The sequence below is a fragment of the Pseudomonas sp. PA-6-3C genome (assembly GCF_021605825.1).
Taxonomy (GTDB): domain Bacteria; phylum Pseudomonadota; class Gammaproteobacteria; order Pseudomonadales; family Pseudomonadaceae; genus Aquipseudomonas; species Aquipseudomonas edaphica.
In genome coordinates this window covers 1-13,821 of record NZ_WKDV01000078.1, presented here as the reverse complement: position 1 = coordinate 13,821, position 13,821 = coordinate 1, and the positions used below count along the sequence as shown (strand labels likewise).

The following is a 13,821-nucleotide window of genomic DNA, read 5'->3' as shown; positions in this document are numbered from 1 at the left end:
GCTGTCGAGCCAGGCGCAGGTCACGCTGCAACTGAATGAACTGGATAACGTCGCCGGCCTGGTCTCGGCCGGCCAATCGCTGAGCCTGAATGCGACGGGGCTGATCAATAACCAGGGCGGGCGAATTACTGCACGCCAAGCCGCGCAATTGCGGGCCGCTTCACTGGACAACAGCCAAAAGGGCGTGCTCACCAGCCAAGGCACGCTGGGTATTGAACTGAGTGGCACCCTGGCCAACCAGCAGCAGGGACGGATCGAGTCCACCGGTGGTGCGCAGGTCAAGGTCGGTGCGTTGGATAACCAGCAGGGCGGTGTGCTCAACAGCAGCCAGACCCTGAACCTGACGGCGGGTGCGGTGAATAACAGTGGCGCAGGCCAGATCGCCAGTGCCCAGGGCCTGAACGCGAATCTCGGCAGCCTCAATCAACAGGACGGCGGCCGCTTTTACAGCAACACCGACCTGAACCTCAACCTCAACCAGGGCCATCTGGATAACCGCAGCGGGCTGATCAATGCCACCGGGCAATTGACCCTCGACAACCTCAACAGCGTGGACAACCGCCAGGGCGAAATCTCCAGCGCGCGGGCCTTTACCGTTGCGGCACGTACCGTCGATAACGCTGCCGGCAAGTTGCTCAGCGACCAGGGGCTGACCCTGCAGATTGCGCAGACCTTGAATAACAGTGCGGGATTGATTGCAGCCACCGGCTTGCAGATCGATGTCGCCAGCCTGGTCAATGACCAGAACGGCAGCGTGAGCAGTCGCGGTACGCTGAACGCCCGTGTGGCGGGCATGCTGGATAACCGTGGCGGTAGCCTCAGCGGCGCCGGTGCAAGCCAGCTCAGTGTGGGCAGCCTCAACAACGGCAGTGGGCGTCTGTCCAGCCAGGCCAGTTTGACCCTGGACCTCAATCGCGGTCATCTGGACAACCAGGGCGGCGTGATCAGCGCGCCCGGCCAGTTGCTGCTGAATCACTTCAACAGTGTCGACAACCGCAACGGGGAAATTTCCAGCACCACCGGCTTCACGCTGCAAGCTGACACTCTGGATAACCGCAGTGGCAAGGTGTTGAGCGAGCAGTCGCTGACCCTGGCCATCGCCCAGGCCTTGAACAATGCGGCCGGCCGGGTGAGTGCGGCATCGTTGCAGGTACAGGCTGGCAGTCTCGACAACAGCAGCGGCCACTTAGTGGCACGCGACAGCTTGAATATGGGCGTTGGTGCCGCACTGCTCAACCACAGCGGGGAGATCCTGAGCCAGGACGTACGGCTCACGGCAGGTACGCTGGATAACGCCCAAGGTCGGGTGCAGGGCGACAATCTGCTGAAGATCGACAGCGGCGCACTGGGCAATCGCAATGGCACGCTTGCCAGCGGCCAGGCCCTGCAACTGAGCAGCGCCGACCTCAATAATCAGGGCGGCCAGCTAAGCGCCGGCGGCACCCTGCAACTGCGTGCCGGGCGGGTGGACAATAGCGCGGGCGGGCGCATCAATGGCAAGGCCCTCAGCGCCAGCGTGACCGGCCTGGACCAGCACAACGATGGCCGTCTCTACAGCCAGAGCGATGTGAGCCTGGACCTTAACCGTGGCCATTTGAATAACCAGGGTGGCGTGATCAACGCGCCGGGCTCACTGCTGTTGAGCAACCTCAGCAGCGTCGACAACCAAGCTGGGGAAATCTCCAGCGCCACAGGTTTCAGCCTGCAAGCGGACAGCCTGGATAACACCCGCGGCAAGGTCTTGAGCGAGCAGGCGCTGACCCTGCGTATCGCCCGTGTACTGGAGAACGCCAAAGGCCTGGTCTCAGCCGCAAGCCTGGACGCCCGCACCGCAAGCCTGGGCAACCAGGACGGCACACTGCGTGCCCGTGATGGCTTTAACCTGAGCGTCGACGGCCTGCTGGACAACCGCAGCGGCAAGTTGCTGGCCAGTGATCTTGCGTTGGCGGCAGGCGGTCTGGACAACAGCAACGGTCAGGCTCAAGGCGACCACACCCTGGCGATCAACAGCGGGGCACTGACCAATCAGCACGGCACCCTGGCCGCGGGCAGCCACTTCACGCTCACTGCAGCGAGCCTGGACAACACCGACGGTAAGCTCACCAGCGACGGCGCCTTGGCCGCCGCCATTTCCGGGCACTTGCTTAACCAGGTCGGCCTGTTGGCGGCCACTGGCAACCTCAGCCTGAACCTGGGCAGCCTCGATAACCAACGCCAGGGACGCATCAGCAGCAAAGCCGACCTGACCCTGGCCGGCAACACCCTCGATAACCGCGCCGGCAACCTCGGGGCGGTCGGTGTGTTGAAACTCAACGCAACCACCCTGGATAACCGCCAGGGCAGCGTGTACGCGAACAATCAGCTCCATCTGTTGCTGGGCGATGCCCTGAACAACCAGCAAGGGACCTTGCGCGGTGACGCCAAGCTGGACCTGAAAGCCGGCCAGGTGGACAACAGCGATGGCGGGCGCATCAGCAGTGGCCAGTCGCTGAACGCCAGCGTGACCGGGCTGGATCAGCACAATGACGGCCGGCTGTTCGGCCAGGGCGATGTGAGCCTGGACCTCAATCGCGGCCACCTGAACAATCAGGGCGGTGCCATCACCGCACCGGGTCAGTTGCTGCTGAGCAACCTCAACAGCGTCGCCAACCAAGGGGGTGAAATCTCCAGCAGTCGTGCGTTTACCCTGGTTGCCGAGACACTGGACAACAGCAACGCCAAGGTCCTCAGTGAACAGGCGCTGACCCTGCGCATCGCCCGCGCGCTGGACAACACCAAGGGCCTGGTGTCGGCCAAGACGCTGGAATTGCATGCCGGCAGCCTGAGTAACCTGGGTGGCACGGTCAGTGCCACCGAAGGCGCAGCGTTGCAGGTCGACGGTGCGCTGGATAACCGCAACGGCAAGCTGCTCGCGCGCACGGCCTCGGTCAATGCAGGCTCCCTGGACAATCGCCAAGGCTTGCTCCAGGGCGATGCCACGCTGAACCTCAACAGCCAGGGCGCCGTGGATAACCGTCAGGGCACGCTGTTTGGTGCGCAAGCGTTCGATATCGCCGCCGCGAGCCTGGATAACAGCGGCGGCAAGTTGACCAGTGATGCTCGGTTGACGGCGCGCATTGTCGGGCAGTTGCTCAACCTGACCGGTCAGTTAACAGCGGGTGCCAACCTGCAACTGGCTGCCGCCAGCCTCGACAACAGCGCCAAGGGCAGCCTCTACGCCAAGGACCATTTGCAGCTCTCGGTCAGCGGCGGGTTGAACAATGCCCAAGGCACGCTCAACAGCGACGGCACGCTCGCTCTCACCGCAGGGCAGGTAGACAACAGCGCCGGCGGGCGCATCACCAGCCAGCAGCAACTCACCGCATCCGTTACCGGCCTTGACCAACACGGCGACGGACGCCTTTACAGCCAGGCGGGCGTAAGCCTGGACCTGAACCACGGCTACCTGAACAACCAAGGCGGCTTGATCCATGCTCCGGGCGCGTTACTGCTGAGTAACCTTGCCAGCGTGGATAACCAGGGTGGGGAAATATCCAGCACCCAGGCGCTGACGTTCACCGCCGATAACCTGGATAACCGTCGCGGCAAGTTGCTCAGTGAACAAGGGCTGGTGGTGCGTATCAGCAAGGCCCTGGACAATACCAAGGGCCTGGTTTCCGCCACCGGGCTGGATCTGCGGGCGAACAGCCTGGTGAATGCCGAAGGCGCCCTCAAGGTTCGCGACGGCCTGGCCGCGTACGTCGAATCGGCACTGGACAACCAGCAAGGCGAAATCCTCGGCGCCACCACCACCCTGGCTGGCGCGTCACTGGATAACAGCCATGGCCTGATCCAGGGTGACAAGCTGCTCACCCTTGATCACTCGGGCGCTGTATCTAACCGCAATGGCCGCCTTGTCACGGGCCACGCGTTGAACTTGACGGCTGCGAGCCTGGACAACACCCAGGGCACACTCACCAGCGACGGCACCCTGAACGCCTTGATCAGCGGGCAGTTGCTCAACCAGGCCGGGTTATTTGCCGCCAGCAGCCAATTGCAACTGACCGCCGCCAGCCTGGATAACCAGGCCAAAGGCCGTCTCACCGGCAAGAGCGACCTGAGCCTGGCTGTCGGCCAATTCGACAACCGCGGCGGCAGCGTTGTGGCGACGCAGCAGTTGCAGCTTAACGGCACGGCGTTGGATAACCGCGACGGCGGCCTGGTCAACTCGGGCAAGGCCATGACCCTGGTGATAGACACCCTGGACAACCGCGCCGGGGAAGTCTCCAGCGTCACCGACCTGACACTCACCGGCAGCCGGCTCGACAACAGCATAGGTGGACGCCTGCTGGCCAACGGCGAGATGCAACTGACCTTGCAGCGGCTGGACAACCAACTCAAGGGCATCATTTCCGGGCAGCGATCGATCAGCCTGAACGCCGCGCAACTGGATAACAGCGGCGAGGGCAGCCTGTACGCCAAGCGCAACCTGTCCATGGCATTGAGCGGTGACTTGAACAACCAGCAAGGCGCTCTGCGCAGCGACGGCGGCTTGAGCGTGCACGCGGCCAGCCTCAACAATGACCGCGGGCGCATCAGCAGTGCCGCGCCATTGGTACTGGCAACCACAGATGCAATCAGCAACCAAAAGGGCGAGTTGCTCAGTGCTGTCGCCTTGACCTTGACCAGTGCCAGCCTCGACAACCAGGGTGGCAAGATCATCGGTGACGGTGCCGTGCAGGTCATCACCGGCGCCTTCAACAACCAGCAAGGCGGACGCCTCACCAGCGCCGACCGCCTCGACCTGGCAGCCGGGCAGGTGGACAACCGCGGAGAGGGCCGCATCGCCAGCGCCAAGGCCCTCACCGCCAGCCTCACCGGCCTCGACCAACGGGACGGCGGCGAGCTTTACAGCCTCAGCGCCCTGACCCTGGACATGAACAAGGGGCATCTGAACAACGCCGGTGGCTTGATCAATGCGCCTGGCCCGCTGGTACTCAAGAACCTGTCGAGTGTCGCCAACCAGGGCGGCGAGATCTCCAGCAAACAAGCCTTCAGCCTGGCGGCACAAAGCCTGGATAACACCGGGGGCAAACTGCTGAGTGACCAGGCCCTGACCCTCAAGATCGAGCAGGCGCTGATCAACCTCAAAGGCCAGGTTTCAGCGGCCGGGCTCACGGCGCAAGCGGCGAGCCTGGACAACAGCGAAGGGGAGTTCAGCAGTACCAGGGACCTGACCCTGACGTTGGCCGGTGCCTTGCTGAACGTCGACGGCGAAGTTTCCAGCGCTGGCGCCAGCGTGGTCAACGCCATCACCTTAAACAACCGCAATGGTCAGGTCATGGGCGATGTGAGCCTCGACCTCACGACCCTGGGCGCGTTGACCAACCAGGGCGGCACCGTGGGCGCGGGCCAGCGCTTGCAGGTCGTTTCGGCGAGCCTGGACAACAGCCAGGCCGGTAGCCTGGTCAGCGACGGCAGCCTGGCGGTGAACGTCGCCGGCTTGCTGGACAACCAGGCCAAAGGCAGTGTGTTGGCCAAAGGGCTCGTGGATATTCAGGCGGCAAGCCTGGATAACCGTGGCGGGCGTGTTTCCGGGCAAAACCTGCTGACCGTGCGCGGCAACAGCCTGGATAACCGCACTGGCGTGATCCGCGCCAATCAGGACTTGAACCTGCACCTCGGCCAGTTGGACAACCGTGAGGGCGTGCTCAACAGCAAGCAGGCCCTGGGCGTTACCGGCCAGTCGCTGAGCAACCAGGGCGGCTTGATCAGCGCCGTGGGGCCGGTGCATTTGAGCCTGGATAACGTCAATAACAGCAAAGGCCGTATCGCCAGCCAGAGCGACCTGGACGCCACCCTCGGCGTGTTGAACCAGCAAGGTGGCGAGCTGGTTGCCCAAGGCAATCTGACCCTTCGCGGCACCACCCTCGATAACCGCGACGGCGGTTTGGTAGGGGCCACAAAAGCGCTGAAACTCAAGGTCGACAGCGTGGATAACCGCGCCGGTGAAATCTCCAGCCAGATAGACGCCGAACTCAGCGGCCAATCCCTGGACAACAGCGGCGGCAAGCTACTGGCCGGGACCACCCTGCAATTGACCGTGGCCCAGGTGATCAACCAGGCCAAGGGGCTAGTGTTCGCCCAGGAGGCGCGGTTTACTGGTACGCGCCTGGACAACGCCCAAGGCACCTTTGCCGGCCAGCGTGCGCTGGCAATTCAGTTGGCAGCGGGGTTGGACAACACCCAGGGCAAGCTCAGCAGCGAAGGCACTCTGACGCTGGGCAGCCAACGTATCGACAACACCGGCGGCAGTATTTCCAGCGCCGGTACACTGGGCATCACCAGCGCCAGTGATTTGCTCAACCAGGGCGGTATCGTTGAAACCGCCCAAGGCCTCACGCTGACTAGCACCCGCCTTGACAACAGTCAGCAGGGCCTGCTCAAAAGCCAGGGCGCCGCGACGCTCAACACCGGGCTGTTCGACAACACGCTGGGCGGCCGCCTGATCAGTGCCGACCGCCTTGACCTCACGGCCACCCAGCTCAGCAACGGTGGCCGCATCGCCAGCGCCGGCACCCTGAACGCCAACTTTACCGGCCTTAACCAACAGGGCGGTGAGCTGTTCAGCAACACGCAACTGAACCTGGACATGAACCACGGCGAGGTGAACAACGCCGGCTTGATCAACGCGCCGATCCTGGTGCTGAAAAACCTCGGCAACCTCAACAACCAGAACGGCGAGATCTCCAGCCAGAGCGCCTTCACCCTGGCCGCCCGCAACCTCGACAACAGCAACGGCAAACTGATCAGCAACCAGGCACTGACCCTGCGCGTCGAGCAGGCCCTGGCCAACATCAAAGGCCTTGTCAGTAGCGCCAGCCTCATCAGCCGCAGTGCAAACCTGGACAACACCGACGGTCTGCTCAGCAGCCGTGGCGGCCTGGATATCAGCGCCAGCGACCTGATCGATAACCAGCGCGGCACATTGATTGGCGACGGCGCCTTGCTGCTGACCGCCGCGAACCTGGACAACCGTGGCGGCGAGATCGCCGGCAAGGCCGAACTGGCCGTCAACGTCAACCGCCTCGACAACCGCAAAGGCCAATTGATCGGCACCCAGACCCTGCACGTCAGCGGCGCCAGCCTTGATAACCGGGGCGGTCTGGTAGGCGCCACAAAAGCGCTGAAACTCGACGTAGGCACCCTCGATAACCGCGCCGGCGAACTGACCAGCAACGCGGACCTCAGCATAACCGGCCAGCGCCTGGACAACAGCGACAGCGGCCAGGTGTTCGCGGCCAGCGGCCTGAACCTGGCGGTCGAGCAACTGCTCAACCGCCAGGGCGGCAAACTCAGTGGCCAGCGCCTGTTGCTGACGGGCACCGGCCTGGACAACACCGGTGGCAAAATCCTCAGCCAGCAACCGTTGCAGCTGACGCTGGACGGTGACCTGGACAACAGCCAGGGCCTGCTGAGCAGTGAAGGCACCCTCGACATCAAGGCACGCAGCCTTAATAACACCCGAGGCAGTCTTTCCAGCGCCCTGGGTTTGAACGTCGGCATCACAGGCCAGTTGAACAACCAGAACGGTGAACTGGTCACCGACGGCGCCTTGGTACTGAGCAGCGCCAGTTTGGGCAACCAGCAAGGCAGCATCAGCGGCAAGGGCGCGGTGGCGGTCAGCACCGGCGTGCTGAATAACCAGAGCGGGCGCCTCAACAGCGGCGACACCCTGAACCTGACGGCCAGCCAAGTGAACAACGGCGGCAGCATCGGCAGCGCCAAGGCCCTGACCGCCAGCGTTACCGGCCTTGACCAGCAGGGCGGCAAGCTCTTCAGTAACAGCAGCCTGAGCCTCGACCTGAACAACGGTCAGTTGAACAATCAGGGCGGGCTGATCAACACGGTCGGTCCATTGCTGCTCAATAACCTCATGACCGTCAGCAACCAGAACGGTGAAATCTCCAGCGCCCAAGCCTTCACCCTGGCCGCGCAAAGCCTGGACAACAGCAACGGCAAGCTCCTGAGCAACCAAGGCCTGACCCTGCGCCTCAACCAGGCCCTGGCCAACGTCAAAGGCCTGATCGGCGCCGCCAGCCTCAACGCACACGTGGGCTCCGTGGACAACCGGGGCGGCACCCTGACCAGTCGCAGCAACCTGCAACTGACCAGCGACGGCCTGCTCAACAACCAGGACCAAGGCCTGATCAGCGCCACTCAAATGCTGACCCTGCACAGCGCCAACCTGAACAACCAGAACGGCAGCCTGCTCGGTGCAGCGGGCGTCACCCTCAGTGCCATGGCCCTGGACAACAGCGCTGCCGGCCTGATCAACAGCCAGGGCAGCCTCAACCTGAGCGCCGCCAGCCTTGACACCGGCAGCGGCGGTGAAGTGTCCGCCAAAGGTGCGATGGACCTGAACCTCCGCGCACTGGCGCTGGCCGGCGGCCGCGTGGTGGGCGAACAGCGCGTGACCCTGTACCTGAACAACAGCGACCTGGACAACCGCAACGGCCTGATCCTCGCCAAAGGCCCGCTGACCCTCAACCGTCTGCGCGCCTTCAACAACCAGAACGGCGAGCTTTCCAGTCAGCAAGACCTGGCCCTGAACACCGGCACCCTGGACAACAGCGGCGGCAAGTTGATCAGCAGCCAGGTGCTGACGGTCAACGCGGCCAACCTGATCAACCAGAACGGCCTGATCTCAGGTTGGCAGGGCCTGAACGTCGGCGGTGGCAGCCTCGACAACCGCAACAACGGCACCTTGTCCAGCCGCAACGGCGCGGTGGATGTGCGCCTTTCCGGCGAAATGCTCAATGGCGGTGCCGGTGCACTGGTCAGCCAAGGTGCATTGAGCGTCAGTGCCACCAGCCTCGACAACAGCGGCGGTATTCTCTCCAGCGGCGCGGGGCAAAGCCTCGTCGTCAGCGGTTTGCTGAACAACGCCAACGGTGGCCTGATCGACAGCGGCACCGACCTTGACGTGCAAGCCGCCACCTTGGGCAACCAGGCCGGCACCGTCAATGCACAGCAAACGCTGGCCGTCACCGGCACAGATCTGCACAACCAGAGCGGCACACTGGCCAGCAATGGCCGCCTGACCCTGAGCCTGCTGGGCACCCTCGACAACACCAACGGCAAGCTGGCCAGCGCTGGCGCATTGCTGTTGCAACGCGCGGTTCAGGTCAACAACCAGGGCGGCCAGATCGCCAGCCAAGGCCTGCTGACCCTGCTCGCCGGCGGTATCGATAACCGCCAGCGCGGCACCATCGCCGGCAAGGACCGCCTGGCAATCACCAGCACCGGCCTGCTGCAAAACGACGCCGACGGCTTGATCTACAGCCAGGGTGCCGACCTGCAGGTGAAGGCCGTTGGCCTGAGCAACCGTGCGGGTGTGGTGCAGGGGCAGAGCGGTTTAAGCCTGGACGTCAGCGGCGACCTTGATAACGAAGGCGGCAAGCTGCTGGCGCAGACCGGTGATGTGAGCGTCAAGGCCAACACCCTGAATAACCAGGCGGGCACACTGGCCAGCCTCAAGGGCCTGCTGGATGCCAACGTCGGCGACACGCTGCTCAACGGCTATAGCCTGGGCAACAAGGCTGGCGTGATTCAAGGCCAGCGTTTGCACCTGGTGGCCGGCAGTGTCGACAACCAGCACGGCCGCATCGCAGCGCAAAATGGCTACGCAGTGGTCAACGCCAATTATTTCGCCAACGCCTATGGCGGCTTGTACGCCAAGGACCTGCTACGCGTCAGTGGGGTAGGGCTGGATAACAGCTCAGGCCAAGTGGCGGCGAACCTAATTGAGCTGGGACTCAGCGGCCAACTCAGCAACCATGCGGGGATTATCGAAAGCGACACCTTGCTCAACGTGCGCGCCAACAGCGTCGATAACCAGGGCGGCCAATTGCGCGCCATGGGCGACAGCGGCAAGACCGATTTCCAGATCGCAGGCCTGTTCGACAATCGCAATGGCCGCGTCGAGAGCCGTACCAGCGACCTGACCCTGAATGCCGCAGGCTTCCAGAACCAGGGCGGCAGTTTGCTGCACAGCGGCACCGGGACCTTTGATATTGCCACCGCCAACCTTATCGATGCCGGTGGCAACGTGGTGACGCGAGGTGGCCTGACCCTGGCCGCAGACCACTGGACCAACAGCAGTGTTATCCAGGCCGGGCGTTTGACGGTGAACGTCAATACCTTGAATCAGACCGCCAGCGGGCAGTTGCTGGCGTCTGACAGTCTTGTCGGCAGTGGCGGTAACTGGAACAACGATGGCTTGATCGCCAGCGATGGCACGGCGCAATTAACGCTGGCCGGCAGCTATGGCGGCAATGGGCGTTACAGCAGCGTGGGTAACCTGGGCCTGACTGCCGGCTCAGTGAACCTGAGTACGGCGGCGAGTGTTGCCGGCGGACAAGACAGTACGATCAACGTCGGCGGGCAGCTCACTAACGCCGGGCGCCTGACTTCCGCTAACACCATGGCCCTCACAGCCGCAGAGGTCAGCAATACGGGCACGCTGGCCACGGGTGCCAACCTGACCCTCAGCACCAACACCCTGGTTAACAGCAAGGGTTTGATCACCAGCGGCGGCGACATGCAGTTGCTGGCCAATAGCTTCACCAACGCCTATGCCGATGTCTATGGGCTGGGTGACGTACTGATTGGCAAAGACCCGAACCAGACCAAAGCCGATCTGCTGGATAACCGTTCGGGCACTATCGAGAGCGCTAAGAACCTGACGATCAATGCCATGACCGTCAATAACGTCAGGGACGTGCTGGAGTATTCGGCACATGAAAAAAGCTCGGTGAAGATCACCGAACTTGATTGCAACCTGATCCCGGGTGCCGGTTGTGACTTCCGTAGCAAAGGCCGTCGAAACGGCCTGTGGCAGATCGATGAAATCGATAGCTTGAACGTTACCCGCAGCAGCGTGGCTTCGGGGCTTAGCAGTGGCGCTGACATGCTGATCAACGCCCAGACCCTCAACAACCTGAGCAGCACCATTGCCGCGACGGGCAACCTCACCGCCAACGCGACCACCATCAATAACCAGGGCGTGCAAGCCCAGGCGATCAAGACCACCCGCACCTACTGGAACTTTGTCTCGCAGATTTTCCAGGCCTTGCCGGCGGCTGCCAACTTCAACGCTAAAAATAGCCCCACGCCATCGGCGACCGTCGAGGCAGACCTCAGCTATTTCCTGAGCCTCATGGGCGGCGGCAAGCTCTCGCAAACCATCACCACCCTTAAAAGCGATGGCCAGTCCTACGATGCAATCATCCAGGCCGGTGGCAACGTTGCGCTTAATGCCGCCCAGAACATCAACAACAGTGTGGTTCGTCCTTACTATGCCTATGTAGCGGCGGGCCGCACCAAGACTGACACAGGCGCGGGTAGCGGCTACTCGACAGCGATCGCCATCAACTCGCAGTTGCCACCTGATTTGGCTCAACAGCAAGTCAACCCCATCGCGCTTCCGGGCTTCAGCCTGCCTACCGGCCAGAACGGTTTGTTCCGACTGAGCGGGCAGGGCGCCAGCAGCGGGCAGGCCGCTCAAGCCAATGCAGGGCCGCAAAGCTGGACCCTTGGCGCTGCGAGCGTCGGTTTGGCGCAACGCCAGCAAAACCTTCCCGAAACCCAAGGTCGGACGATCCAGTTGGAGGAGGTCACCCAACTCGCCGCCAACAACCGCCAGGTCTCGGTCACGGCCCGCGAGGCCAGTGGAATCAATGCCAGTGCCAGTGCCAGCGCCATTGACGTTGCCGGCGTGGGCAGCGCCGACGTGGGAACGCTGCAACCTGGCCGCACCAGCGGCGGCACGATCACCCATGTCGACGGCATCGATGCCCAAAACGCTGTTGACGGCTCCCGGCCAGCGGTCGATGTGTCGCGTCCGAACGTCGACCTTTCTGGCCTGACACCCGCCGAGCGCGATGCCCGAATCGTGCTGACCACACCCGATGGCGCACCGTCTGGCAGCGCTCGCCCCGACCTGAACGTACCGGGCCTGTCGACCGTGGATCGCGATACCCGCGTTGTGGCCATTGCGCCGGGGAGCTCACGCCCCGACCTCAGCCTGCCAGGCCTGACACCGCTGGCCCACGATGCACAGGTTGCCGTCGGCACACCACTGCCGTCCGTGGTGGTTCCGGTAGCGCCGGTGCCGCATGAGACCCAACCGGTCATTACCCCGGTTGAACAACCCGCTGCCGCGAGCACCGGCAGCCGACCTGCCGTGGTCGTCGTCCAGCCCGCCGAAGCACAACCGACCCCGGTGGCCAGCCAGACCGTCAACCGGGTGCAGGGCCTGCCAGACAAGAGTGCGGTTTCACAGCCGCATAAATACTTGATCGAAACCAACCCGGCACTCACCGACATGAAGCAATTCATGAGCTCGGACTACCTGCTGTCCGGCCTGGGCTACAACCCGGACGAGAGCGCCAAGCGCCTGGGCGACGGTTTCTACGAACAACGCCTGATCCAGCAAGCCGTGGTCGCGCGCACCGGCCAACGCTTTCTCGACGGGCAAACCACCGACGAAAAACTGTTCAAACACCTGATGGACAACGCCATCGCCAGCAAGCAAACGCTGAACCTTTCCGTAGGGGTAAACCTGACTTCCGAACAAGTCGCGGCCCTGACCCACGACATCGTCTGGCTGGAAAAGAGCGTGGTCAACGGCGAAGAAGTGCTGGTGCCGGTGCTGTACCTGGCCAACGCCAACAACCGCCTGGCACCCACCGGCGCGCTTATTGCGGGCAACGATGTCAGCCTGATCGCCGGGCAAGACCTGAATAACGTCGGCACCCTGCGCGCCAGCAACAACCTGTCGGCCAAGGCCGGCAATGACCTGATCAACAGCGGCCTGATCGAAGCAGGCGACCGCCTGGACCTGCTGGCGGGCAACAACATCGTCAACAAGGCGGGCGGCATCATCGCCGGCCGCGACGTGACCATGACCGCCGTGAATGGCGACGTGATCAACGAACGCACCATCACCGGCCACGACAGCAGCGACGGCCTGATCAGTGAACACAGCGACTTCCTCAACAGCGCGGCGCGTATCGAAGCCGCCAACGACCTGAGCATCAGGGCCGGACGCGACTTCTCCAACCAGGGCAGCGTGCTGCAAAGCGGACGCGACACCACGATCCAGGCCGGGCGTGACCTGAGTTTTGGGTCAGTGGAGCAGGTGAACAGCAATGCCAACACCAGCGCGCGCAACAACAGCAGCTCCGTGATGCAGAACGGTTCTTCGGTGACGGCGGGGCGCGACCTGAGCGCGGTTGCGGGCCGGGATTTGACTGCGATTGCCAGCCGGATTGATGCCAAGCGGGATGTGGCGATGTCGGCGACGGAGAATCTGAGCCTGATCTCTGCGGCGGATGAGCAGCATTCGGCGTTGAATCTGAAGAAGGTTAAGGCGCAGGAAGATCATGTGAGTCAGGTCTCGACCACGCTGAGTGCGGGTGGGGATGTTTCGCTGAGTGCTGGTAAGGATCTGGCGATGATTGCCAGTCGTGTCACTGCGGGGGATGAAGCGTATTTGGTTGCGGGTGGAAAGCTGGGGTTGCTGGCTGCGGAAGACAGTGATTATTCGCTGTATGACATGAAGAAGAAGGGGAGTTGGGGGAGCAAGAAAACCCAGCGCGATGAAGTCACCCAGGTGACGAATGTGGGGAGTGAGATCAAGACCGGTGGCGACCTGACGTTGCAGAGCGGCGGGGACCAGAAGTATCAAGCGGCGAAGCTCGACAGTGGCGGGGATATTGCGATTGTCAGTGGTGGGGCGGTGACGTTTGAGGCGGTGAAGGATTTGCGGCAGGAGAG

Annotated in this window: 1 protein-coding gene; it reads left to right on the top strand. The window is 63.0% G+C overall.

Features of this window, described 5'->3' with window-relative positions; translation table 11 throughout:
* A partial coding sequence (locus GIW48_RS29150; protein ID WP_329606094.1) for a beta strand repeat-containing protein occupies positions 1-13,821 on the top strand: 13,821 nt, incomplete at both ends.